General features: G+C 70.1%; 20 protein-coding genes. 5 read left to right on the top strand and 15 right to left on the bottom strand.

Annotated elements, in window-relative coordinates:
• Positions 1-126: 126 nt before the first annotated feature.
• The 7 genes from ACH4K1_RS06055 to ngcE all read right to left on the bottom strand — a co-directional run bounded on the left by ACH4K1_RS06055 (position 127) and on the right by ngcE (position 8,512).
• Positions 127-1,428, bottom strand: coding sequence for a sugar ABC transporter permease (locus tag ACH4K1_RS06055; RefSeq protein WP_398087077.1), 1,302 nt, complete (start codon positions 1,426-1,428; stop codon positions 127-129).
• Complete coding sequence (locus ACH4K1_RS06060) at positions 1,425-2,213, bottom strand: ATP-binding cassette domain-containing protein (RefSeq protein ID WP_065477835.1); 789 nt, start codon at positions 2,211-2,213, stop codon at positions 1,425-1,427. Before ACH4K1_RS06060 ends, ACH4K1_RS06055 begins: the two co-directional genes overlap by 4 nt.
• A 294-nt stretch (positions 2,214-2,507) precedes the next feature.
• A complete protein-coding gene (locus tag ACH4K1_RS06065; RefSeq protein ID WP_073767177.1) occupies positions 2,508-3,620 on the bottom strand; it encodes a sugar ABC transporter substrate-binding protein in 1,113 nt (370 codons plus the stop codon).
• A 120-nt stretch (positions 3,621-3,740) separates the two neighbouring features.
• Positions 3,741-4,940 (bottom strand): ROK family protein, encoded by a 1,200-nt coding sequence (locus ACH4K1_RS06070; RefSeq protein WP_398087079.1) that lies wholly within the window; start codon positions 4,938-4,940, stop codon positions 3,741-3,743.
• A gap of 215 nt (positions 4,941-5,155) precedes the next feature.
• Positions 5,156-6,097: a carbohydrate ABC transporter permease gene (locus tag ACH4K1_RS06075; RefSeq protein ID WP_398087080.1), complete on the bottom strand. Its 942-nt coding sequence runs from the start codon at positions 6,095-6,097 to the stop codon at positions 5,156-5,158.
• Positions 6,097-7,017: a carbohydrate ABC transporter permease gene (locus tag ACH4K1_RS06080; RefSeq protein ID WP_228988856.1), complete on the bottom strand. Its 921-nt coding sequence runs from the start codon at positions 7,015-7,017 to the stop codon at positions 6,097-6,099. The genes ACH4K1_RS06075 and ACH4K1_RS06080 overlap by 1 nt, the downstream gene beginning before the upstream one ends.
• A 49-nt stretch (positions 7,018-7,066) precedes the next feature.
• Positions 7,067-8,512 carry an N-acetylglucosamine/diacetylchitobiose ABC transporter substrate-binding protein gene (gene ngcE, locus ACH4K1_RS06085; protein WP_228988855.1) on the bottom strand — a complete coding sequence of 482 codons (1,446 nt, stop codon included), beginning with the start codon at positions 8,510-8,512 and terminating at the stop codon, positions 7,067-7,069.
• 506 nt (positions 8,513-9,018) lie between these two features.
• On the opposite strand from ngcE, the gene ACH4K1_RS06090 reads away from it, so the two are divergent.
• Positions 9,019-12,909, top strand: coding sequence for a GH92 family glycosyl hydrolase (locus ACH4K1_RS06090; RefSeq protein WP_398087083.1), 3,891 nt, complete (start codon positions 9,019-9,021; stop codon positions 12,907-12,909).
• A gap of 107 nt (positions 12,910-13,016) precedes the next feature.
• On the opposite strand, the gene ACH4K1_RS06095 is transcribed toward ACH4K1_RS06090, so the two are convergent.
• Positions 13,017-13,634 carry a histidine phosphatase family protein gene (locus ACH4K1_RS06095; RefSeq protein ID WP_398087084.1) on the bottom strand — a complete coding sequence of 206 codons (618 nt, stop codon included), beginning with the start codon at positions 13,632-13,634 and terminating at the stop codon, positions 13,017-13,019.
• Positions 13,635-13,871: 237 nt separating this feature from the next.
• Here ACH4K1_RS06095 and ACH4K1_RS06100 point away from each other — a divergent pair, with 237 nt between their 5' ends.
• Positions 13,872-14,333, top strand: a complete 462-nt coding sequence (locus ACH4K1_RS06100) for an FxLYD domain-containing protein (protein ID WP_398087086.1) — start codon at positions 13,872-13,874, stop codon at positions 14,331-14,333.
• Between the two features lie 100 nt (positions 14,334-14,433).
• Here ACH4K1_RS06100 and acnA read toward each other — a convergent pair whose 3' ends face one another.
• Positions 14,434-17,151: an aconitate hydratase AcnA gene (acnA, locus tag ACH4K1_RS06105; protein ID WP_398087087.1), complete on the bottom strand. Its 2,718-nt coding sequence runs from the start codon at positions 17,149-17,151 to the stop codon at positions 14,434-14,436.
• 392 nt (positions 17,152-17,543) lie between these two features.
• Here acnA and ACH4K1_RS06110 point away from each other — a divergent pair, with 392 nt between their 5' ends.
• Positions 17,544-18,017, top strand: coding sequence for a hypothetical protein (locus tag ACH4K1_RS06110; RefSeq protein WP_398087089.1), 474 nt, complete (start codon positions 17,544-17,546; stop codon positions 18,015-18,017).
• Between the two features lie 100 nt (positions 18,018-18,117).
• On the opposite strand, the gene ACH4K1_RS06115 is transcribed toward ACH4K1_RS06110, so the two are convergent.
• The 4 genes from ACH4K1_RS06115 to ACH4K1_RS06130 all read right to left on the bottom strand — a co-directional run bounded on the left by ACH4K1_RS06115 (position 18,118) and on the right by ACH4K1_RS06130 (position 19,580).
• On the bottom strand, positions 18,118-18,429 hold the full coding sequence (locus ACH4K1_RS06115; RefSeq protein WP_398087091.1) for a hypothetical protein: 312 nt from the start codon (positions 18,427-18,429) through the stop codon (positions 18,118-18,120).
• 9 nt (positions 18,430-18,438) lie between these two features.
• The gene (locus ACH4K1_RS06120; RefSeq protein WP_398087093.1) at positions 18,439-18,711 is read right to left on the bottom strand and encodes a hypothetical protein; all 273 of its coding nucleotides are present in this window, start codon (positions 18,709-18,711) and stop codon (positions 18,439-18,441) included.
• A 270-nt stretch (positions 18,712-18,981) separates the two neighbouring features.
• Positions 18,982-19,221: a hypothetical protein gene (locus tag ACH4K1_RS06125; protein ID WP_398087095.1), complete on the bottom strand. Its 240-nt coding sequence runs from the start codon at positions 19,219-19,221 to the stop codon at positions 18,982-18,984.
• Between the two features lie 227 nt (positions 19,222-19,448).
• Positions 19,449-19,580, bottom strand: coding sequence for a hypothetical protein (locus ACH4K1_RS06130; RefSeq protein ID WP_398087096.1), 132 nt, complete (start codon positions 19,578-19,580; stop codon positions 19,449-19,451).
• Positions 19,581-19,807: 227 nt separating this feature from the next.
• Between ACH4K1_RS06130 and ACH4K1_RS06135 the strand changes: the two genes are divergently transcribed.
• Positions 19,808-19,948 (top strand): hypothetical protein, encoded by a 141-nt coding sequence (locus ACH4K1_RS06135; protein ID WP_398087451.1) that lies wholly within the window; start codon positions 19,808-19,810, stop codon positions 19,946-19,948.
• Between the two features lie 54 nt (positions 19,949-20,002).
• Complete coding sequence (locus ACH4K1_RS06140; RefSeq protein WP_398087098.1) at positions 20,003-20,731, top strand: alpha/beta fold hydrolase; 729 nt, start codon at positions 20,003-20,005, stop codon at positions 20,729-20,731.
• A gap of 154 nt (positions 20,732-20,885) precedes the next feature.
• Here the strand turns inward: ACH4K1_RS06140 and ACH4K1_RS06145 are convergent, their stop codons facing one another.
• The gene (locus ACH4K1_RS06145; RefSeq protein ID WP_398087100.1) at positions 20,886-21,329 is read right to left on the bottom strand and encodes a VOC family protein; all 444 of its coding nucleotides are present in this window, start codon (positions 21,327-21,329) and stop codon (positions 20,886-20,888) included.
• A 9-nt stretch (positions 21,330-21,338) separates the two neighbouring features.
• Positions 21,339-24,002, bottom strand: coding sequence for a pPIWI_RE module domain-containing protein (locus ACH4K1_RS06150; RefSeq protein ID WP_398087102.1), 2,664 nt, complete (start codon positions 24,000-24,002; stop codon positions 21,339-21,341).
• Positions 24,003-24,004: the final 2 nt, after the last annotated feature.

Consider the following 24,004-nt stretch of genomic DNA (forward strand, 5'->3'; position numbering starts at 1 on the left):
ATCCGATGAGTCTAATGTTCCGCTCGCGCGAGTGGGCAGCGGGCGGCCCGGTTCGTAGCGATACCCGGACACGCGCAGGCGCCCGGCGTCCCCCTGGGGGCACCGGGCGCCTGCGCGGACGTGCGGTCAGGCGCGGCCCGCGGTCTTCTGGGTCTTCCGGGTGACGGAGTCGATGACCACCGTGGCCAGGAGCACGGCGCCGGTGACCATGTACTGGATGGGCGTGGCGATGCCCTCCAGCGACAGCCCGTACTGGATGGAGACGATCACCATGACGCCGAGCAGGGCGTTCCAGGTGCGGCCCCGGCCGCCGAAGAGGCTGGTGCCGCCGATGACGGCCGCCGCGATGACGTTCATCAGGAGGTCGCCGGTGCCGGAGCCCTGGTTGGCCGCCGCGATCTTGGAGGCCCAGAACAGGCCGCCGATCGCCGCGAAGGTCCCCGCGATGGAGAAGACGGAGATCCGGATCGCGGTGACGTTGATGCCGGCGCGCCGGGACGCCTCGACGCTGCCGCCGAGCGCGAAGATCTTCCGCCCGTAGGCCGTGCGGCGGAGCAGGAAGTCCGTGCCGACCAGGACGATCAGGAAGAGGACCAGGGCGAGCGGCAGGCCGCGGTACTGGTTGAACATGTACGCGGCGGCGAAGGAGAACACCGCGAGGACGGCGGTGCGCACGACGATGTCCGCCAGCGGCCGGGCCGGGATGCCGGCGGCCTCGCGGCGGCGGGTGTCCAGGAAGGCGGCGGCGAAGTAGCCGGCGACCGCGACGGCGGCGAGCCCGTAGGCGGCGGCGACGTCGGAGAAGTAGTACGTGGTCAACTGGCCGACCACGCCCTCGCCGTCCAGGTTGATCGTGCCGGAGTCGCCGAGCAGCTGGAGCATGAAGCCGAGCCAGAACAGCAGTCCGGCCAGGGTGACGGCGAAGGCGGGGGCCCCGATCCGGGCGAAGAAGAAGCCGTGGATCGCGCCGATCACCGCGCCGCTGACGACGGCGACGAGGATCGCCAGCCACTCGTTCATGCCCTGGGTGACGCTGAGCACCGCGACGAGGGCGCCGGAGACTCCGGAGACGGAGCCGACCGAGAGGTCGATCTCGCCGAGCAGCAGGACGAAGATGATGCCGACGGCCATCATGCCGGTGGCGACCATCGTGGTGGCGATGTCGCTGATGTTCTTCGCGGAGAGGAACTCGGAGTTCAGGCTCTGGAAGACGATCGCGATGATCGCGAGGCCGATGACGACCGGGATGGAGCCCAGGTCGCCGCCGCTGATCTTGCGCTTGAACTCGGTGACGTACCCGGCGAAGCCCTGCTCGCGGATGAGCAGGCGGGGGTCGACGACGGTGGCGGCGCCCTCGGCCGCGTCCGGGTTGCCGGCCGGCGGGGCGTCGGTCTTGGCCGGCGAGGGGGCGGACTTGTCGGTGGTCACTTGGAAACCTCCGCGTTGCGCGCCGCACGTCGGGTCACGGCGTTGTCCGTGGCGCCCGTGATGGCGGAGATGATCTCTTCCTGAGAGGTGGTCTTCACGTCGAAGACCCCGTTGTTCCGGCCCAGCCGGAGCACCGCGACCTTGTCCGCGACGGCCTTCACGTCGGCCATGTTGTGGCTGATGAGGATGACCGCGTGGCCGCGCTCGCGCAGCCGTTCGACGAGGTCGAGGACCTGGGCGGTCTGCTCGACGCCGAGGGCTGCGGTCGGCTCGTCGAGGATGACGAGCTTGGGCTCGCCGAGCATCGACCGGGCGATCGCCACGGTCTGGCGCTGGCCGCCGGAGAGCGAGGCGATCGGGATGCGGACGCTCGGGATGCGGATGGAGAGCGTGGAGAGCAGCTCCCGGGAGCGGCGCTCCATCTCCACCTCGTCCAGGACGCCGAACCGGCGCAGCTCCCGGCCGAGGTAGAGGTTGCCGACGACGTCGATGTTGTCGCACAGCGCGAGGTCCTGGTAGACGGTCGCGACGCCGAGGTTCTGGGAGTCGTGCGGCTTGTTGATCTGCACGGCCCGGCCCTCCCACTCGATGACGCCGTCATCGATGGGGTGCACTCCGGCGATCGTCTTGACCAGCGTTGACTTGCCGGCGCCGTTGTCGCCGACCAGGGCGACCACCTCGCCGGCGTGGACCTCAAGCTCTACATCGGTGAGTACCTGGACGGCACCGAAGCGCTTGGAGACCCCTCGCAACGCCAGCACGGGCGTAGCGGACACATGAACCATCTCCTTCGCCGCCTGACCGGCGGGGATGCCGCGCCGGGGGGAAGGCGCGGCGGTGTCGAGCAGAAGGGATACGCAGAAAGCGGGGAAGCGTTCCGTCCGGCGCCCCGCCCGGTAGCGGGACGGTTGGTGTGCGGGGCGCCGGACAGGCTTCGTGGCGCGTGCGGGGCCGGCGGACCGGGCGCACGCGCGGACGGTGGGCCGCCCGGTCCCCGCGGGGGGACCGGGTGGCGGTGGAGCGGGCGGGGCCGGGCCGCTCGGGGGCGGGTCCGGCCTCCGGGGCCCTGCTCCTCGGGGCTACTTCAGACCGATCTTGTCGCAGGCGGCCTTGTACTTGGCCGAGCAGATCTCGTCCAGGGTCCAGATGCCGTCCTTGACGACGGTGTCCTTGATGTTGTCCTTGGTCAGGGAGACGACCGGGACGAGGACCGTCGGGATGCCCTTGGTGGTGGCGCTGTCGACCTTCGAGGTGGCGATGGAGTCGAGCTTCTCGCCCTTGGCGAGCGCGACGGCCATCTCGGCGGCGACGATGCCCTCGGCCGGGTAGGACTTGTAGACGCTCATGAACTGCTCACCGGAGACGATGCGCTGCACGCCCGCCAGCTCGGCGTCCTGGCCGGTGACCGGCGGGAGCGGGGAGATGCCGGCGCCCTTGAGCGCGGTGATGATGCCGCCCGCCATGCCGTCGTTGGCGGAGTAGACGCCGTCGATCTTGTCCTTGCCGAGCGCGGTGATCGCCGCTTCCATGTTGGCGTTGGCGTTCTCCGGCTTCCACTCCTTGGTGTCGTACTCCTTGCCGTACTTCACCTTGCCGTCGAGGACGGACTTGGCGCCCTTCTTGAAGAGCGCGGCGTTCGGGTCGGTGATCGCGCCGTTCATCATCACGATCGTGCCGCCGTCGGCCTTGTCGCCCAGGGCCTCCAGCAGGGCGGTGCCCTGGGCCCGGCCGACCTCTTCGTTGTCGAAGGAGGTGTAGGCGTCGATGGGGCCCTCGGCGAGGCGGTCGAAGGCGACGACCGGAATGCCCGCGTCCTTGGCCTTCTTGACGCTGTTGGCGATCGCCTTGGAGTCCACGGCGCCCACGATGAGCGCGTCGACCTTGTTGGTGATCATGGTGTCGACCTGCTGCGCCTGCGTGTTCGCGTCCTGCTTGGCGTTGGCGTAGGTGACCTTCGCCTTGCCGCCGGTGAGCTCGCCGACCTTCTTCTCGATGATCGGCCGGTCGAACTTCTCGTAGCGGGCCGTCTGGTTCTCGGGGAGGAGCAGACCTATCTTCAGGTCGTCGCCCTTCTTCTCCGAGCCTCCTTCGGCCTTGTCGCCGGACTCCTTGGCGCTCCCGCAAGCGGCCAGCGAGATCGCCATGGTGGTGGCGGCAACGGCGACGGCGGCACGACGCATACGCGTGTTCATTCTCGAACCTCCCTGACGAGGCCGCGACGTTGCGGCCGAGGTGGCTGGAAGTCAACTCGGCCGCAGCGTCAGCGTCAAGGAGTAAATCCTTAACGAGATGACAACGGTGCCATTCGTTATCTAAGTGAAGGCAGGAGTCGCCATCGGGAGGGTGCTCTCCAAAAGGGTCGAATCCCCCATCTCGCTGAGCACCAGGGCGAGCGCGCCCAGCACCTCGGCACGGCCGCCGAGCGCCCCGGGGAGAACCGACAACTGCCGGGCCGCGCTGGGGATCGCGTACCGCGACACGGAGTCCCGTATGGGGCCCAGGACCAGCTCCCCGGCCTCCGCCAGCGAGCCGCCGAGCACCACCCGGCTGGGGTTGAGCAGATTGCACAGGTTGGCGACGCCGCTGCCGATGTGGCGGCCCACGTCGCCGATCACCCGGCGGCACCCCGGATCGCCCTCGCGGGCCAGCTGGACGACCCGCTCCATGGTGAGGCCGGGGCCGTGGCTGGGCTGGAGCAGCGGCAGGACGTACCGCGCGGCGGTGAAGGTCTCCAGGCAGCCGCGGTTGCCGCAGCGGCAGACCGGGCCCGACTCGTCGAGCGTGATGTGGCCGATCTCGCCGGCGGTGCCGCCGGGGCCCCGGTAGATGGTGCCGTCGATCACCAGGCCGGCGCCGACGCCGCTGGCCACCTTGATGTACGCGAGGTCCTTGACGCCCCGCCCGCTCCCCCAGACCAGCTCGCCCAGCGCCCCGAGGTTGGCGTCGTTGTCGACGTACACGGGCACGCCGAGGCGGCCGGACAGCTCCTCGCTGGGGTTGATGCCCGTCCAGCCCGGCAGGATCGAGGTGGAGCCCAGCGTGCCGGACTCGACGTCGATGGGGCCCGGCACGCCGAGACCGATCCCGATCACCTTGTCCGGGCCGATGCCGGTGGCCTCGATCAGCCGCTTGACCAGCACCTCGGCCCGGTCGAACCCCTCGGCGGACGAGGCGTCGACGTCCAGCGGCTCGGCCTCCTCGGCGAGCACCTGGTGGGCGAGGTTGCCGACGGCGACGCGCAGGTGCGTATGGCCGAAGTCGACGCCGATGACGATGCCCGCGTCCCCGCTGAGCGAGACGCTGCGCGCCCGCCGGCCGCCGGCCGAGGTGGGCGTGACCTCGACCGTTCCCCCGTCCTTCAGTTCCCGGACGATATTGGAGACCGTGGCCGCGGAGAGCCCGGTGCTCCGGGCGATCTCCGCCTGGGTGAGCGAACCCGCCATCCGTACGGCGCGCACGACCCGCTCCAGATTGGCCCTGTGCAGCGATGTCTGCGACCCGGGAGTCTCCATCGACTCATCCACTCCTGCCCTTGGCGGGCGGTCCGCGAGGACCGCCCCGGCCGGGGCCGCAGCGACGAGACCCCGGCTTCCTCCAACATGTGAACCCTAAGCTGACCTTTCGGGGGCGCCTCCCGTCAAGACCTGAGCACCGGCGCACCGACGACGGCCCGGTGCCCCGGCGGAGGGACTCCGCCGGGGCACCGGGCCGTACGTGAAGCGGGGCGCTACTTCAGGGCGCCCGCCGTCAGGCCGGAGACGACCTGTCGCTGGAAGACGATGTACGCGGCCAGCACGGGCAGCATCGCGATCACCAGGCCGGCGAAGAGGCCGGAGTAGTCGCCCTTGTACCCCTGGCTCGCGGCCAGTTCCACCAGGCCCTGGGCCAGCACCCGCTTCTCCGGGTCGGTGTTCAGCACCGTCGGCAGCATGTACTGGTTCCACTGCCCCAGGAAGTTGAAGATCCCGACGCTGATCAGGCCGGGCTTGGCCATCGGCAGCATGACCTGGAAGAACGTCCGGGTGTGCGAGGCCCCGTCGATGATCGACGCCTCCGCCACCGAGGTCGGCAGCGTACGGAAGAACGAGGTCAGGAAGAACACCGTGAAGGGCAGCGAGTACGCGATGTACACGGCGATCAGGCCGTGGATCGTGTTCAGCAGCCCCATGTTGTCCATGACGTAGAACAGCGGGACCAGCGCCAGCATGATGGGGAAGCTCATGCCGCCGACGAACAGGAAGTAGACGAACCGGTTGCCCGGGAACTCGAAGCGGGCCAGCACATAGGCGGCCATGGAGCCCAGCACCAGGGTGCCGACGAGCGAACCGCCCACCACCAGGACGGTGTTCAGGAAGTACTCGCTCATGTGGGCCTGGCTCCAGGCCCGGCCCCAGCTGTCGAAGTTCAGCGAGCTGGGCAGCGACCACGGGGTGTTGAAGATGTCCGAGTCGGTCTTGAACGAGGACATCACCGCCCAGAACAGCGGCAGGACGACCATGATCGCCCACAGGATGAGCATCCCGTGCGAGAAGACGTTGAGGACGTGGCCCTCGCTGCTCTTCGCGGGGGCCGAGGAGCCCTTGGAGACCGGGGCGGAGCGCTGGGCCGGGAGCTCGGCCGTGCCGGCGCCGGACGGGGGCCCGGAGGGAGGGGTGTCAGTGGTCTTCATCAGAACTCCAGCCGCTCGCGCCGGCCCACCCGCATGACGATGGCGGCGAACGCCAGGGTCACGAGGAGCAGGGCGACACCGATCGTGGTCGCGTAGCCCGCCTGTCCGTCACGGAACGCCGCCTGGTAGACGTACAGCGGCAGGACGGTGGTCGAGTAGTCGGGCCCGCCGGGGCCGACGCTCATGATGTGGACGATGGCGAAACCCTCGGCGCCGAGCGCCAGGATGCCCATGTAGACCCAGCCGGACTGGACCGTGTCCCACAGCAGGGGCAGCGTGATCCGGAAGAAGGTCGTGAAGCGGCTCGCCCCGTCCAGCAGGGCGGCCTCGTAGAAGTCCTTGGGGATGGAGGCCATGCCGGCGGAGAACAGCACCACGAAGAAGCCGGTCGTGCACCAGACGAGGACCGCCATGATGACCCACAGGGCCAGGTCCGGGTCGCCCAGCCAGGTCGGCACGTCGTCGAAGCCGACGGCCTTGAGGGTGCCGTTGATCATGCCCTGGGCCGGGTCGAAGGCGAACTGGAACAGGATGGCCACGATCGCGATCGAGAGCACCTGCGGGAAGAAGTACGCGATCTTGTAGAAGCCCGAGCCCCGTACGCCGGTGATGGCGGCGCCCTTGCGGCGCCGCCCGCCCACGTTGAGCATGAAGGCGAAGAAGAGCGCGAGGCCCAGCGTCACCAGCGGCAGCAGAACGGCCAGCAGCACACTGTGCTGCAGCGATTTCCAGAAGATGTCGTCGTCGAGCATCTTGGTGTAGTTGTCGAACCCGACCATCTTGAAGTCGGGGCTCAGGCCCGTCCAGTCCGTGAACGAGTAGTAGATGGACTGGATGAAGGGCCAGATGACGAAGATGACGTACAACGCCATCGGAACCACCAAGAACCCGACTATGAACCGGTATTTACCGTGTTGCATTGTTACCGACTCCGACCTTCCCGTGCTGCCCGCCGCTGGTGACGCGTGGTCACTGGTGCTTGAAGTGCTTGATGGACTGGTCCTTGGCGGTCGCGTCGGCGAAGGCCTGGATCTTCTTGATGGTCTCGGCCGGCTTGGCGCGGCCCGCCATCATCTCGCCGAGCGCGGCGACGCCGATCTGCTCCTTCTGGAGCTTCACGTACCAGTCCTGCAGGCGCGGGTTGACCACGTTGGTGCCGGCCTTCTCCAGCGCGGCGACACCGGACTTGAGGCCGTCGGACAGCTCGATGCCGTCGGTGCCGCCGTTGAAGGCGGAGAGCGACTTGGTGCTGGAGGTGAAGGACTTGGAGGAGGCCTCGCTGAGCATGATGCGCAGCTGCTCCAGACCGCCCTGGGGGTTCTTCGCCTTGCTCGGGACGATGAACGGCTCGCCGCCGGACGCCCAGATGGTGCCGAAGGGCATCTTGTCCGAGGAGTCGAGGCTGGAGGGGGCGCCCACGGACAGCTTGAAGTCCTTGGGGATGATCGCCGCTTCCTCGTTCTCCACCCAGGAGCCGTTCGGGATGAACAGCGCCTTGCCGCGGGCCCACGCGCCCTGCGAACCGCGGTGGTCCAGGCCCGGGGTGCCCTCCAGGATGTAGCCCTTGGCGACCAGCTCGTAGTACGCCTCGAAGGCGGCCTTGACCGCGGGGTGCTCCCAGGCCTTCGGCTCCAGGTTGTCGATCGCGTCGAGGACCTCGGAGCCGCCGATCTTGGCGATGAACGGGTACAGCGAGAAGGGGAGGTAGTACGGGTGCTTGCCGGGGTAGGTCCAGCCGGCGATGCCCTTCTTCTTCGCCTTCGCGCAGAGCGCGAGCATGTCGTCCCAGTTCTCCGGGTACGTGGCGTCGAGCTTCTCCAGCGCGGTCTGCGAGTACCAGACGCCGTAGACCGTGTACGCGTAGTACATGATCCAGACCGGGTCGCCGTCGAACTGGCCCATCTCGACGATGCCGGGCCGCAGGGTGTCGCGGACCTTCTTGGCGGGGTCGTCGATGGAGGGGGCGTCGAGCAGCGGGGTCAGGTCGGTGAGCTGCTTCTTGCCGACCAGGACGCCCATGTCCATCTGCTGGGCGCCGGAGTTGTCGATCAGGTCCGGCGGGGTGCCACCGTTGAACCGCGGCTGAAGAACCGACTGGATCTTCTGCGTCGCGGAGAACTTGACCTTCGCCTCGGGGTAGGTCTTCTCGTAGACGGCCTTGGCGTCCTCGGCGTACTTGGTGCCGAAGCCGCCGTCGAAGATGACGATCTCCAGCGGTGCGCTGCCGTTGACGGCCAGCGGGTTCTTCTCGGTCTTCTCGCCCTTTTCGACCTTGTCGTCGCTGCCGCTGTCGCCGCTCGCGCAGGCGGACAGGAAGCTCATCGTCGGAACGGCGATCAGGCCGAGTGCGGCAGACCGCTTGATCAGATCGCGACGGCCAAGGCCCTCATTGTTGTGGGCGGAGGTGGATCCCATGCTCAAGTCCTCGCCTTCTCCAGGACTCAGGCGGTGTACCGGTCACCCGTGGAAACTCGCCTCAGGCGAAGGGGCCCGCCACCGCGTTCAGTTGCGCTGTGGGTCATGCGGATGTGCAGATGTACCGGCCGGGCCGGTGCAGGGGGTGTCGGGAGACAGTACAGCGAGGACGGCCCAACCGCCCCCGCGACCGTCGCTGTTCTCCCCCGCGCGCGCACCTCCGCGTGAAACGGCTGTGCAGGTGCCGACAGGTATAGTCCACTCGTCGCCAACTGAGCAAGATCGAACGCAGGTTTGGGCGGCAGTCTTTCCCGAGTTGAGACCTCAGGGACCCCTGGGCGCCCCGCCCCCTCCTCCCGCGGCGGCTATTTCCCCATTCCGGCCGATTCGCCGAGGGGGTCCGCGGCAACACCCTTGACACGTCCCGCCCCTTGGCTCCCTACTGGACCTTGCACCCCGCTATGACAACGTTGTCCATGCATTTTCCCGGGGAGGAACGGCTCGGCATGCAGCCACCCAGCGGCCTCAACCACGGCGCCGACAAGGCCCCTCACGCGGTCCCCCGCCCGGCCCCCCGCCGGAGACGGACCCCCACAGCAGCCGCCCTGGCGGCGTCCCTCGCGCTGGTGGTGATCGCCCCCGCGGTCGCCACCGCCCAGCCCTCCTCGCCGGACCGGAAGCCGTCCGGCGACCGGGCGTTCACCACCTCCTTCGAGGCGGACGAGCGGCAGCCGGACTGGCGCGACACCGTCGAGGAAGGGCCCGACGGCGAACCGCGCTCCTCGGGCGTCGACGGGGGCTACTCCGCCGGCATACCCGGCAACGTCACCGACCGGGTGACGGCGGTGCGCGCGAGCGCCGAGAACGCCGCCGGCGGCGAGGTCAAGGAGAACCTCGTCGACGTCGAGCCGGGCTCCAAGTGGCTGACGTTCGCGAAGACCGGCTGGGTCGAGTTCGACCTGGACGAACCGGTCAAGGTCATGACGTACGCCCTCACTTCGGCCAACGACCACGCCGAGCGCGACCCGCGGGACTGGACGCTCAAGGGCTCGGCGGACGGCAAGGAGTGGACCGATCTCGACACCCGCACCGGCGAGACCTTCGCCGAGCGGCACCGGACGGAGACGTACGACATCGCGGGCGGCGCCGCCTACCGGCACTTCCGGCTGGAGATCACCAGGAACGGCGGCGCGGACGCCCTTCAGCTCGCCGACGTTCAATTCTCGAACGGTGACACCTCCGCGCCGGTGCCCGAGGAGATGCGCAGCCGGCCCGACCGCGGCCCCTCCGGCTCCCCCACCGCGAAGTCGGGCGTGGGGTTCACCGGAAAGAAGGCGCTGCGTTACGCGGGAACGCACACGCCGAAGGGACGCGCGTACTCGTACAACAAGGTCTTCGACGTGAACACGGCCGTCACCGAGGAGACCGAGCTGTCCTACCTCGTCCACCCCCAGATGAGCGGGACGGACCTGAACTACCCGGCCACCCACGTGGCGGTGGACCTCGTCTTCACCGACGGCACGTATCTGAGCGAGCTGAAGGCCACCGACAGCCACGGCGGCCTGCTGACGCCGCGGGGCCAGGCGGACGCCAAGCGCCTCTACGTCAACCAGTGGAACAAGGTCTCCGCCCGCATCGGCGCGGTCGCGGCGGGCAGGACGGTCGACCGCATCCTGGTGGCGTACGACTCCCCCAAGGGGCCGGCGAAGTTCCAGGGCTGGATCGACGACATCACGATCGCCCCGAAGAAGCCCGAGAAGCGCAAGGCGCACCTGTCGGACTACGCGCTGACCACCCGCGGCACCAACTCCTCCGGCAGCTTCTCGCGCGGCAACAACATCCCGGCCACGGCGGTCCCGCACGGCTTCAACTTCTGGACGCCGGTCACCAACGCGGGTTCCCTGAGCTGGCTGTACGACTACCACCGCGGCAACAACGCCGACAACCTCCCCACGCTCCAGGCGTTCGGCGCGAGCCATGAGCCGAGCCCGTGGATGGGCGACCGGCAGACGTTCCAGGTGATGCCCTCGGCGGCGAGCGGCACCCCCGACGCCTCCCGGACGGCCCGCGCCCTGCCCTTCCGGCACGAGAACGAGACGGCGAAGCCGCACTACTACGGCGTCACGTTCGAGAACGGCCTCAAGGCCGAGATGACGCCGACCGACCACGCGGCCCGGATGCGGTTCACCTATCCGGGCGAGAACGCCAGTCTGATCTTCGACAACGTCTCCAACGACGGCGGGATCACGCTGGACGCGAAGTCCCGTTCGTTCTCCGGCTACACCGACGTCAGGAGCGGCCTGTCCACCGGCGCGACCCGGATGTTCGTGTACGGCGTCTTCGACGCGCCGGTCACCGACAGCGGCAGGCTGAAGGGCGGCGGGGGCGACGACGTCACCGGCTTCTTCCGCTTCGACGCGGGCGAGGACCGCACGGTCAACCTGCGGCTCGCCACCTCCCTGATCGGGGTCGACCAGGCGAAGAAGAACCTGGCCATGGAGATCCCGGAGTCCACCTCCTTCGACCGCGTCCAGCGCAGGGCGCAGAGCGCCTGGGACGACGTCCTGCGGACGGTCGAGGTCGAGGGCGCCACCGCCGACCAGCTGACGACGCTCTACTCCAGCCTCTACCGCCTGTACCTCTACCCGAACTCCGGCCACGAGAAGGTCGACGGGAGGAACCGGTACGCCAGCCCCTTCTCGAAGGCGACCGGCGAGAACACCCCGACCCGGACCGGCGCGAAGATCGTCGACGGCGAGGTGTACGTCAACAACGGCTTCTGGGACACCTATCGCACGACCTGGCCCGCCTACTCCTTCTTCTCCCCGAAGAAGGCCGGGAAGCTGGTGGACGGCTTCGTCCAGCACTACAAGGACGGCGGCTGGACCTCGCGCTGGTCCTCGCCCGGCTACGCGGACCTGATGACCGGCACCAGCACGGACGTGGCGTTCGCCGACGCGTACGTCAAGGGCGTGGAGTTCGACGCCGAGGCGGCCTACGAGGCGGCGCTCAAGAACGCCACCGTCGCCCCGCCCTCCTCCGGCGTCGGCCGCAAGGGCCTGGGGACCTCGGTCTTCACCGGCTACGCGGACACCGCCACCCACGAGGGCCTGTCCTGGTCCCTGGAGGGGTACGTCAACGACTACGGCATCGCCCGCATGGGCCAGGAGCTGTACCGGAAGACGAAGAAGGCGCGGTACAAGGAGGAGTCCGCGTACTTCATGAACCGGGCGCAGAAGTACGTCAAGCTCTTCGACGCCAAGGCCGGGTTCTTCCAGGGCAGGAAGCCGAACGGCGACTGGCGGCTCCCCTCCGGCAGTTACGACCCGCGCGTCTGGGGCTACGACTACACCGAGACCAACGGCTGGGGCTACGCCTTCACCGCCCCGCAGGACAGCCGGGGCCTGGCCAACCTGTACGGCGGCCGCGCGGGCCTGGGCGAGAAGCTGGACACGTACTTCTCGACGCCGGAGACGGCGGGCCCGGAGTTCGTCGGCAGCTACGGCGGGGTCATCCACGAGATGACCGAGGCGCGGGACGTGCGGATGGGCCAGTACGGCCACAGCAACCAGGTCGCCCACCATGCCACGTACATGTACAACGCGGCCTCGCAGCCGTACAAGACGCAGGAGAAGGTCCGCGAGGTGCTGGGGCGGCTGTACGTCGGCAGCGAGATCGGGCAGGGCATCCACGGCGACGAGGACAACGGCGAGCAGTCGGCCTGGTTCCTCTTCTCCGCGCTCGGCTTCTACCCGCTGGTGATGGGCAGCGGGGAGTACGCGATCGGCTCGCCGCTGTTCAAGAAGGCGACCGTCCGCATGGACGACGGCCGCAAGCTGGTCGTGAAGGCCCCGAAGAACAGCGATACGAACATCTACGTGCAGGGCGTGAAGGTCAACGGCAAGAAGTGGAGCTCCACGGCGCTCCCCCACGACGTCCTGGCCAAGGGCGGCACGGTGGAGTTCGCCATGGGTCCGAAGCCGTCGGCGTGGGGCACGGGCAAGGACGCGGCCCCCGTCTCGGTGCAGAAGGACGACGAGGTCCCGACGCCCCAGGGCGACGCGCTGAAGGGCGACGGAGCGCTGTTCGACGACACCTCGGCCACCTCGGCGACGGTCGCGTCGGTGGAGCTTCCGCTCGACGGCTCCGCCTCCGCCATCAAGGGCGTCCAGTACACGCTGACCTCGGCGGCGGCGGACAAGGCCCCCACGGGCTGGACGCTCCAGGGTTCGACGGACGGCGAGAAGTGGAAGGACCTCGACCGCCGCTTTGGCCAGTCGTTCGCCTGGGACCGGCAGACCCGGGTGTTCTCGGTGGCCAGGCCCGGCTCGTACACGAAGTACCGGCTGGTGCTGACGGGTTCGGCGACGCTCGCGGAGGTGGAGCTGCTCTCCTGATCCGTACGCGCTGAAACCGGCGGCCGGCACCCCTCAGGACGGGGCGCCGGCCGCCGGCGTCTTACCGGTCGGCGGCTCGCGGGGGCCGCGGTCACTCGGGGCCGCGGTCACTCGGGGCGGAGGCTTTCCGGCAGGGCGACGTTGAGGGCGGCGACGACGGGCCGGCCGTGTTCGGTGCCGAGGCGGGAGAGGGCTCCGGTGGCGAGCTGGAAGAGACGGCCCTCGGCCGGGGTCAGCCCGAGGTAGCGGGCGGTGAGGACGCGCAGGAAGTGCGAGTGGGCGACGAGGGCGATGTCCGCGTTCCCGATCCCCTCGGCGGCCGACCGGACGCCCGCGAGCACCTGGTCGGCGCGCTGTCCGATCTGGGCGGGGCTCTCGCCGGGATGTTCGTCGGAGCCGGGGTCGACGCCGTCGGTCCACAGGTTCCAGAAGGGGCGGGTGCGGCGGATCGCCTTGGTGGTGATGCCCTCGTAGCCGCCGTAGTCCCATTCGCGCAGTTCGGGGGTGACCCGGGGGGCGTGGAGTCCGGCCAGTTCGGCGGTGCGGCGGGCGCGGGTCATCGGGCTGACGAGGGTGAGCCCGATGTTCCGGTCGGCCAGCAGCGGGACGAGCGCGCGGGCCTGGCGCTCCCCGGCGGCGGTGAGCGGGAGGTCGGTCCAGCTCGTGTGCTGTCCGGAACGGGACCATTCGGTCTCGCCGTGCCGGATGAGGATCAGCTCGCCCATGGTGCTCCGTTCGCTTTCTGTGCCGGTGGTGCGGGAGGCGCGGGGTGGGGCCACGTACCGTAGGGCCCTCATCCGATCAACGTCCTGTGGGGGGACCTCATGTCCGCGATCTTTCCGGCTCCGCCGCCCGAACAGCCGCAACCGGAGCACCGGGCTCCGGAAGCGTCGTTCCCGACGCCGCCTTCCCCGTGGGCCGCGCCCGCGGAGCCGCCGCACAGACAGCGTACGGGGCTGATCGTGACGCTCGCCGTGGGCGGCGGGCTCATCGTGACGGCAGGGGTGGTGGCGCTCGTCGTCTGGCTGATGTCCTCGGTCCGGGACTCCATCGCGCTGCCGCCGGAGCGGTCGGACGCGCCGTACTCCGCACCGTACGAGGAGGAGCCGTACGAGGAGGAGCCGGTGGAGCCGGAGCCGGAGCCCGCCCCCCAGGGAGACGTCTCGGTCACGAAGTGCTCGCGCGACTCCCTGATCGGCTGGCCGCACGCCGACCTGAAGATCGTGAACAGGACCGGGAGCCCGGCGGCCTACATCGTCACCGTCACGTTCGTGGACGGAGACGGTGCCGAGGTGGCCGACGGCGTCGCGACCACCGAGGAGGTGGCTCCCGGCGGTTCGGCCGAGGTGCGGGCCCAGGGCTCCGGCGAGGTGCCGCCGGGCACGAAGTGCCGGATAGGCGAGGTGGAACGGCACCCGCTGTGACGGTCCGGCGGACGGGCCGGACGCGGACGGGCCGGACGCGGAAGGGCCGCACCCCGGGGTTCCCGGGGTGCGGCCCTTCCTCACTCGGCCGCCGGATCGACTAGCTGCGGATCAGGCTGCGGAGCACGTACTGCAGGATGCCGCCGTTGCGGTAGTAGTCGGCCTCGCCGGGGGTGTCGATGCGGACGACCGCGTCGAACTCCACACCGGTGTCGGTGGTGACCTTGACCGTACGGGGGGTGGTGCCGTTGTTCAGCTCGGTGACGCCGGTGAAGGAGAAGGTCTCCTCGCCGGTGAGACCGAGGTTCTCGGCGCTCTGGCCCTCGGGGAACTGGAGGGGGAGGACGCCCATGCCGATGAGGTTCGAGCGGTGGATGCGCTCGTAGGACTCGGCGATGACGGCCTTGACGCCCAGGAGCGCGGTGCCCTTGGCGGCCCAGTCGCGGGACGAGCCGGAGCCGTACTCCTTGCCCGCGAGGATCACGAGGGGGATGCCGGCGGCCTGGTAGTTCTGCGAGGCGTCGTAGATGAACGACACCGGGCCGTCCGCCTGGGTGAAGTCGCGGGTGTAGCCGCCCTCGGTGCCCGGCGCGATCTGGTTGCGCAGGCGGATGTTGGCGAACGTGCCGCGGATCATGACCTCGTGGTTGCCACGGCGCGAGCCGTAGGAGTTGAAGTCGCGGCGCTCGATGCCGTGCTCCGTGAGGTACTTGCCGGCCGGGGTGTCGGCCTTGATGGCGCCGGCCGGGGAGATGTGGTCGGTGGTGACCGAGTCCCCGAGCTTGGCGAGCACCCGGGCGCCGGTGATGTCCTCGACCGGGGACGGGTCCATCGCCATGCCCTCGAAGTACGGGGGCTTGCGGACGTAGGTGGACTCGGCGTCCCACTCGAAGGTGTCGCCGGTGGGGATCGAGAGCGCCTGCCACTGGGCGTCGCCCGCGAAGACGTCCTGGTAGGACTTGTTGAACATGTCCTCGCCGATGGCGTTGGCCACGACGTCGTTGACCTCGGCCTCGGAGGGCCAGATGTCGGCCAGGTGGACCGGCTTGCCCTCCTGGTCGACGCCGAGGGCGTCCTTGGTGATGTCGACCTTCATCGAACCGGCGATGGCGTACGCGACGACCAGCGGCGGGGACGCCAGGTAGTTCATCTTGACGTCGGGGTTGATCCGGCCCTCGAAGTTGCGGTTGCCGGAGAGCACCGAGGTGACGGCGAGGTCGTTGTCGTTGACCGCCTTGGAGACCTCCTCCGGCAGCGGGCCGGAGTTGCCGATGCAGGTGGTGCAGCCGTAGCCGACGAGGTTGAAGCCGACCTTGTCGAGGTACGGGGTCAGGCCCGCCTTGTCGAAGTAGTCGGTGACGACCTTCGACCCCGGGGCGAGGGTGGTCTTGACCCACGGCTTGCGGGTCAGGCCCTTCTCGACCGCCTTCTTCGCCACGAGCGCGGCGGCGACCATGACGTAGGGGTTCGAGGTGTTGGTGCAGGAGGTGATCGCGGCGACGGTGACGGCGCCGTGGTCGATCTCGTACGTCGAGCCGTCGGGGGCCGTGACGGTGACCGGCTTGGACGGGGCGCCGTTCGGCGTGTTGGCCGGGGCGTCGGAGGCCGGGAAGGACTCCTTGCTCGCCTCCATGTCGTCCGTGACGTAGTTGCGGACGTCCTGGGTGAACTGCTGCGCGGCGTTGGCGAGGACGATGCGGTCCTGCGGGCGCTTCGGGCCGGCGATGGAGGGGACGACCGTGGCGAGGTCGAGCTCCAGCTTCTCGGAGAAGTCGGGCTCGGCGTTCGGGTCGAGCCAGAGGCCCTGCTCCTTGGCGTACGCCTCCACGAGGGCGACCTGCTGCTCGTCGCGGCCGGTCAGACGCAGGTACTTCAGCGTCTCGTCGTCGATCGGGAAGATGGCGGCCGTGGAGCCGAACTCCGGCGACATGTTGCCGATGGTGGCGCGGTTGGCGAGGGAGGTGGCGGCGACGCCCTGGCCGTAGAACTCGACGAACTTGCCGACGACGCCGTGCTTGCGGAGCATCTCGGTGATGGTCAGCACGAGGTCGGTGGCGGTCGTGCCGGCCGGGAGCTCGCCGGTCAGCTTGAAGCCGACGACGCGCGGGATGAGCATGGAGACCGGCTGGCCGAGCATCGCGGCCTCGGCCTCGATGCCGCCGACGCCCCAGCCCAGCACGCCGAGGCCGTTGACCATGGTGGTGTGCGAGTCGGTGCCGACGAGGGTGTCGGGGTACGCCTGGCCGTTGCGGACCATGACGGTACGCGCCAGGTGCTCGATGTTCACCTGGTGGACGATGCCGGTGCCCGGGGGGACGACCTTGAACTCGTCGAAGGCGGTCTGGCCCCAGCGCAGGAACTGGTAGCGCTCCTTGTTGCGGCCGTACTCCAGCTCGACGTTCTGGCCGAAGGCGTCCTTCGTGCCGAACTTGTCGGCGATGACGGAGTGGTCGATGACCAGCTCGGCCGGGGCCAGCGGGTTGATCTTCGCCGGGTCGCCGCCGAGCTCCTTGACGGCCTCGCGCATGGTGGCGAGGTCCACGACGCAGGGCACGCCGGTGAAGTCCTGCATGATCACGCGGGCCGGCGTGAACTGGATCTCCTGGCTGGGCTGCGCCTGGGAGTCCCAGCCGCCGATGGCCCGGATGTGGTCGGCGGTGATGTTCGCGCCGTCCTCGGTGCGGAGCAGGTTCTCCAGCAGGACCTTCAGGCTGTACGGGAGGCGCGCGGAGCCCTCTACCTTGTCCAGCTTGAAGATCTCGTACGACTCGTCGCCCACGCGCAGCGTGCTGCGGGCGTCGAAGCTGTTCGCCGACACGACAGTCTCCTTCTTCAATGTGCGCGTATCTCCGCGCCGCGCCTCATTGGCAGTCGGCGCCGCGTTGCCTTCCGCGGCCCCGACCATCCGCTAAGGTAAGGCTTAGTTAGGTAACCCTTACCGGGCGGCGGCTGTGGAACGCCTCGGCAGATATCTCGATGTCGAGATAACTCTAGTACATAGCCGCGGCTCGGTCATGCCCAGGTGCCCCGCACCCGTCGCCGTGCACGCCGCGCGTTCTCGCCGAAGACCGAGTGTCGGCGCCCGCGGGGAGACGTGGGCGGCCCCTGTGGGGGAAGTGGCCGGGGCAGCGCCACGCAGCTGCGCGGGCCGCCGGCGGGTGCGACCGTCTCACCGGCGGGAGTGTCGCACCCGGCCGATACCTTGCCGCCATGGCTGACATCTTTGAACTCTCCATCGTCCTGAACCTTCGGGAAAATCTGCCGGACGAGGAGATCGCGGAACTTCGGTGGCATCTGGGGCTGGGCGGCAAACCGGAGACCCTCCACCTCGTGACCTCGTTTCCTGTCGTAGTGGAGGACGCCTGCGGCAATCCCGTCGTGGAGAACCGTCCCGTGCCGTTGCTCGGTCGGCACGGCGAGGCGTGGAAAGTGGACGGAGCATTGGTCTCGGTGCTGCTGCGCCCAGAAGAAGCCCGTCACGGGTCATGGGCGCTGACCGTTCGGCAGGAGATCCACCCCGACGAGTTCGCATCCACCGGCGAACTGCTCAGGTGGCTGGCCACCAGAGCGGATGAGCGGCACCGTTCCTCCAGCGGTGAGGTCCGCCTGGGCTGGACCAGGTTCTACGAGTCGGACCGGTACGAGCCCTTGGTGGTGCGAAACGACGAGGTCATATGGCCGTAGAGCCTGGACGGCGGACCCGCCTGCACGGGGCGACAGGCCCCGGTGAGAACACTCGGCGTCCACTGCGACAGGTCAGGCCGGTCGACGGCAGGCGCGGCGGTCAAGCCGTTCGACGGTCGACGCGGCTTGTGCGGAAAGCGAAGAACACCGGCACCGCACAGGCCGCCACGCCCGCCGCGAGCAGCAGGGCGCCGGGAAGGGCCCGGGCCGCGACCGGACCGGCGACCGCCCCCACCGCGAATCCGGTGATCTTCACGCTGGCGCCGGCGGTGAAGACCTGGCTGCGCAGACGCTTCGGAGCCTCCTGGTGCCGGATGGCGAACAGAGCGGTCAGCTGGGGCCCCTCCGCGAGCCCCACCGCCAGGACGGCCGCGACGAGCACCGCGGGCGAACCCGTGGCGGCCGAGGTCAACGCGGCGGCCTAGACCAGGGAACCGGTCCAGATGATCGTCGCGGGGGCGACGGAGCGCGGGAATCGGGCGAGTAAGGCGCCGACGACCAGAGCCGCGGCCGCCGCGCAGGAGAGCAGCACCGCACCGCGACCGGCCCCGCCCAGGACGCGTTCGCCCAGGAGCGGAACGCACGCCGTCAGCATGCCCTGGGCGACACAGGAGACGACGGAGACGAGGGTCGCTCGGGCCAGCGCCGGGCTGCCGACGATCACCCGTGTCCCGGCGACGAGGTCGCCGGCCACCGAGGCCCTCCGAGCGCCCGGCCCGGACGAGCGGGCAACCTCCACGCGGCGGGCAGCGCCACGGCGACGAGCATCGTGGAGACCACCACGGCCGAGGAGGCTCCCGGCATCTCCGCGACCCCGCCGGCGAGAGCCGGACCAGCCAGAGCCGCCACGCCGAACGTCATGGCGTCGAGCGCGTTCGCCCGCGGCAGCCGGGCACCCCACACGGCAGCTGGTCCGTCTACCCGCCCGACAGAGCCGGCCCCGCCGGCCCTGTGACCACGGTGATCAGGACGGTGACGGCGAACGACAGCCGCCCGAGCCCCACCAGGACCGCCCCCAGCCCGCCGCGTACAGGGCGAGGGCCCCGGCCAGCAGCCTTCCCGGCCGCGCCGCCCGGTCGAGGAGCACCCCGAGCACCGGTCCGCCGACGACGGCGGAGAACGTGGGGCCCGCGACCAGCGACGATGCCTCGACGGACGATCCGGCGACGGCGAATCCCGCCAGCATCAGCGCCGGCCCCGCCATCTCGTCCCCGGCTCGGGCTACCGCCGCTCCTGCCAGACAGCGACGAAGTCGGTAACGCCTTCTCATGAGCGCGGCGTTACGGAGGTAACTCAGAACTCAGCAATATGCGTTACATCGCGCGCGTGCTTTCCGACAGTGACGACTGGTCCACCCGGCGCTCCGTGCTGACCACGGCGCGGAGGACCGCTGCCCTGGTCACCGCCCTCGCCGACGACCGCCCCGACCCGTCAGGGGTCGCCGGTGCGCTGCGCGACCACGGTGAGGCCGGCCCCGTCGGCCTCACCGCCGACGATGTCGCCGGGATGCGCGCGGCCGGTCTTCGCCGCGGGGCACGCCGACGACGCCGCGGTCGTCCTCAACCGCCTCCTGCGCCGACACACCGGGCCGCTCCGGCTGACCTCGCACGGCAGTAGCACCCCGTGGCACCCCCACCTCGACCGCGACGACGACGCCCCATGGGGCGAGTGGTTCCTCGCCCCGTCCTGCATGGCCCTGACCGTCCTCCTCCGGGACCGCCAACGCCCGCCCGCCAGGATCTGCGCGTCGTCCGACTGCGGGAACGTCGTCCGACTGCGGGAACGTCTTCATCGCCCGGGGCAATGGCCCGGAGCGCCGCTACTGCTCCCGCCGGTGCGCGACCCGTGAACGCGTGGCGGCCCCTCGGCGCTCCCGCTCCGCCGAACGGTCGAGCGGTGCCGAGGGAGTCCGTCGGCGGAACCGGCGGTAGAGTCCGGCCGAGGACGGCTGCGTCCGGTCGCGAACGATGGCACTCGGGGGCCCGATGACGACGACGCATGGCGTGCCGCTGGTTTTCGTCCACGGGACACGTTTCAGTGCGGGGCAGTGGAGCATGCAAGTCGCCGCGCTCCGCGAGGAGTTCCCCGTGAGCGCTATCGATCTTCCGGGCCACGGAAAGCGGTTGGCCGAGCCGTGGAGCATGTCCGCCGCCGTCGAGGTCGTGGCCTCCGCGGTGGACACGCTGGGGCGCGGCCCTGCCGTGGTGATCGGGCACTCGCTCGGCGGTTACGTCGCGCTGGAGTTCGCCCGCCGCCCGGACCTGCTGCGCGGGCTGGTCCTCGCGGGCGCCACCGCCTCCACCCGCGGCCCGTGGGCCGCGCCCTACCGGTGGGCCGCCGGGCTGGTGCGCCGGATCCCGGCGGACCGGCTGACGCGGTGGAACGACCGGCTGCTGCGGCGGCTCTATCCGCCCGAGGTGGTGGAGGCGACCATCGGCGCCGGCTACGCGTTCCCCACCCTGCCCGCCGCCTGGGGCGAGGTTCTGGGCCGCTTTGACGCGGGCGCGATGCGGCACGTGGCGGCCCCTGTGCTGATCCTCAACGGCGAGAAGGACACCGTCTTCCGGTCCGGCGAGGCGGACTTCGCCCGAGCGCATCCGCACGCCCGGGTCGAACTGGTCCCCCGCGCGAGGCACCTCGCGAACTTCGACGCCCCGGACGCCTTCACCGACGCGGTACGCCGTTTCGCGCGGCAGCTTCCCACCACCGCCTGAGCACCGCCTCGCCGCTCGCCGCCGTACGTCCCGTTGTGTCGCGTGAGCACAGGAAAAGGTCTCTCACGGCTGGCGACCCGCTGTGCTCCGGGCCCGGAGCACAGCGCACCACACCTCACTTCCGGAGAACCGCAGTCCTGCGGTTCCGGCCGCGTCAATCGAGGCAGAACTCGTTGCCCTCGACGTCCGTCATGACGATGCAGGACTCGTTCTCCTCGTCGGCGAGCAGCACGCGCTCGCACGCGGCCCCGAGCGGGATCAGCCGATCCCGCTCGGCCTCCAGTGCGGCAAGACGCTCCGCCCCGACGAGGCCGGTGCCGACCCGAACGCAGAGGTGGACCCGGTTCTTGACGACCTTGCCCTCGGGAACCCGCTGGAAGTACATCCGGGGCCCCACGCCGTTCGGGTCCTGGCAGACGAAGCCGGCGTCCCGCTTCTCGGGTGGCCGGGTCAGTTCGTACGCGTCCCACGTGTCGAACCCCTCGGGCGGCGGCGGGACGACGTAGCCCAACACCTCGCACCAGAAACGCGCGACGCGCTGCGGCGACGCGCAGTCGAAGGTGACCTGTACCTGCCTGACCGGTCCTGTCGAAGCCATCGGGCCACCCTAGTGGCTCACCTGTGCGGCGAGCCTCCCATTTTCGTCGGCCACCGGGAGGACGTACTGGCCCGCGAGACGTGCCAGATGCAGCGGGAGCGGGCGGGCCAGTGGCGGGTAGTCGTCGTGGTAGCGCAGTTGGTGGGTCAGTGTCGCCCACTCCGCCGGGCGGTCGGGCGCCTCTCCCTCGCGCCCGGTGTCCGCCAGTGCCTTCTCCGAGAGACAACCGAGGACCGTGATCTCCAGTTGGCCGGGGTTCCAGGCTGTCTTGGCAGGCGCCGAGCGGCCTTCCGCCGTGGGCACCAGCTTCATGAGGCCCTTGGGCCTCGCCGCCGTGTGCGGCGTGGCGGCGGTGCTGGCGAAGACCCGGCTCTCGTCGTCCATCGTCCCCCACACACCCTCGGCGAAGCCGACCTTGCCCCGCTGGTCGTGCGCGTACCACCCCGGGACCTCTTCCCTCCCGTTCGCGTCCCGCACGAGCACCATCCGCAGTTCATTGCCGTAGGCCGCGAGCCGCTGGCCGGGGTCGGCCTCGAATCCGACGGTGTCGCGGGCCAGCGAGCCGTTGCGCAGATTCGGCCAGCACTGGCGGAGGTTGCCCGCGTCCGCCATGAGCAGCGTCGGGCGGTCGCGGAGCTGGAAGAGCAGCGTACGGATCTCTCGCTCGATTTCCACGGTCGGCCCGGTGGCCCGGGAGAGAAGCAGCAGCAGTTCCGGATAGGGCACCCACTCGGCACGCTCGGAGTCCCACCCCTCGATGACGCCGGGCCCGGCGTCGGGACGGACCCGCACGGCGACCAGGCGTCGGACGGGCCGGCGCGTGGGGCCCTTCCTCGTGTGACGGACGAGCCAGAGCGCCGCGTACTGGAGGTCCCCAGGGATTCCGGCCCCCACCCGGTGCGCCGGGGAGCTGATCGCCCCGAGCTGACGGAACGCGTCCAACCAGATCCACCGGGCACGGTGTTCCAGGGCACCGGCCGGGTCGTCGGACACATTGAGGAACTGGCTGATCCATCCCTGCCTCGCCCAGGCGAGGCGCAGGGCGTGCTTGGGGTCGGAGTCCGGGTGGGCGGCGAAGCGGTCCTTGCTCGCGATCTCCGCGATCACGACGCCGACCCCGCCCCGCGGTGGGGTCATCCGCTCCGCCAGCAACGCGCTGCGCACCTCCACGGCCTCGGCGAACCGGACGGACTTCGGGCGGCTGCGGTCGCGGGAGACGGGCAGAGGGTCGACCAGCGGGCCGGCGGGCCGGGCCCTTACCCGGATGTCGACGCCCTCACACCGAACCCGCCAGGTGGCGTCGGTATCCTGGCCCACCTTCTCCGCGGGGGCAGCACCGATCAATCCGGGCAGTTCAGCGAGGAGCGCGGTACGGATCTCCGGGGACTGCCAGAAGATCTCGACGTCCAGAGCCCGGCCTTTCAGAGCTCGTGCCAGGGCCGCCCCCCGCATCAGGGCGAGTCGCGCCTCCCGGACGCCCGGTGCCGCCCTGGGCCCCGAACGGGGCAGCAGCGAGGGAGTGTTGCTCCGCGTCACCCGCGTGAGGTCGGGGACACGACGCAGCACCGGGCTCAGCCCTTCCTCCACCCAGGCGTCCAGTTCCGCCCGCTCCCGGGGCATCAGCCCGGCGCCGACCTTGTGCGGTCCGACCGAGGGGTGGTACACGATGCCCGCCGCCACGTCCCCGCATCCGTTGATCCAGCGTTCCGGGTGGGCGAAGAGCTCCTCGGGTTCCGGGTAGTGGCGCACGATGTCCAGGTCGGGCAGCAGCAGAGCGGGACTGCGGCGACGCCAGACCAATTCCTTCAGACGCCGGTCGTATCCGAGTGTGTTCACCGCCAGCCGATGCCCCCGGTCCGGTCCACCCGGCCACGGCAGCGGGGCGTCCAACAGGACCGTCGCCCCGCCGAGCGCGTGGGGGCGCACCTCCAGCTCCGTGGCCCAGCGGCGCACCTGGCTGGAGACGTGAACGCGGAATCGCGGGGCGAACGGCACGGTCTGGACCGTGATGTTCAGGCAGGCGGAGTAGTACCAGGTCCGCTTGTTCCGCTCGTACCGCTGGGGCGGCCAGGAGACGAGACGGGCCCCGCTCCCCGAGCTCTCCACCCGGAAGTGAAGAGTGGCGCCACGGGTGCGATACGGTCGGGCGGCCAACCGGAAAGCGACCCACTCCGGCAGCAGGCCGTAGAGGCGCGGAGCGGGTTCGGCGGTTCCTCCCGCCGATGTGACCGTCTCGGTGAGATCGATCCGCTCGGTCTGCCACTCGGGGAGCCTCATCGGAACAGTCGGGTCCGTCTCTGCCGCCAGCAGCCGCTCCTCCAGATCGGGACCGTCGTCGTCCTGTTGCTCGGACAGACGCGCCGCCCAGGTGCCGATCAGCGGGGCCAGCACATCCGGCGGCACCGTCTCCCTCGCGTAGAGCCAGGGCAAGCTGCCGTCCGTGCCCGCGTTGCGGCCCGTGGCGATGACCCCGGGGGCCAGCGCCTGGAGCAGGAAGTTGAGCTGCCGCACCGGAAGCCGGTCGGGGTGGGCCCTGTCTCCGCCGGCTTCGGCGTGCATCCGGGAGAGCTCGGTGTGCAGATCCTCGCCCAGCCGCAGTACATGCGATTCCTCCTGCCACGGGCCGTTCAGCGGGTCGGGTTCATAGGCGGTGGAACGAATGGTCCGGTACACGG

Origin of the sequence: Streptomyces sp. NPDC017448, assembly GCF_044330565.1 — a bacterium.
Taxonomy (GTDB): Bacteria; Actinomycetota; Actinomycetes; order Streptomycetales; family Streptomycetaceae; genus Streptomyces.

Bases quoted from the DNA above. Each gene is read 5' to 3' on its own strand.
- ACH4K1_RS06140 (WP_398087098.1), top strand. From the start codon at position 20,003: ATGACGACGACGCATGGCGTGCCGCTGGTTTTCGTCCACGGGACACGT.
- ACH4K1_RS06095 (WP_398087084.1), bottom strand. From the start codon at position 13,634: ATGGGCGAGCTGATCCTCATCCGGCACGGCGAGACCGAATGGTCCCGT.
- ACH4K1_RS06110 (WP_398087089.1), top strand. From the start codon at position 17,544: ATGGCTGACATCTTTGAACTCTCCATCGTCCTGAACCTTCGGGAAAAT.
- ACH4K1_RS06145 (WP_398087100.1), bottom strand. From the start codon at position 21,329: ATGGCTTCGACAGGACCGGTCAGGCAGGTACAGGTCACCTTCGACTGC.
- ACH4K1_RS06070 (WP_398087079.1), bottom strand. From the start codon at position 4,940: ATGGAGACTCCCGGGTCGCAGACATCGCTGCACAGGGCCAATCTGGAG.
- ACH4K1_RS06060 (WP_065477835.1), bottom strand. From the start codon at position 2,213: ATGGTTCATGTGTCCGCTACGCCCGTGCTGGCGTTGCGAGGGGTCTCC.
- ACH4K1_RS06090 (WP_398087083.1), top strand. From the start codon at position 9,019: ATGCAGCCACCCAGCGGCCTCAACCACGGCGCCGACAAGGCCCCTCAC.
- ACH4K1_RS06075 (WP_398087080.1), bottom strand. From the start codon at position 6,097: ATGAAGACCACTGACACCCCTCCCTCCGGGCCCCCGTCCGGCGCCGGC.
- ACH4K1_RS06080 (WP_228988856.1), bottom strand. From the start codon at position 7,017: ATGCAACACGGTAAATACCGGTTCATAGTCGGGTTCTTGGTGGTTCCG.
- ACH4K1_RS06125 (WP_398087095.1), bottom strand. From the start codon at position 19,221: ATGGCGGGGCCGGCGCTGATGCTGGCGGGATTCGCCGTCGCCGGATCG.
- ACH4K1_RS06065 (WP_073767177.1), bottom strand. From the start codon at position 3,620: ATGAACACGCGTATGCGTCGTGCCGCCGTCGCCGTTGCCGCCACCACC.
- ngcE (WP_228988855.1), bottom strand. From the start codon at position 8,512: ATGGGATCCACCTCCGCCCACAACAATGAGGGCCTTGGCCGTCGCGAT.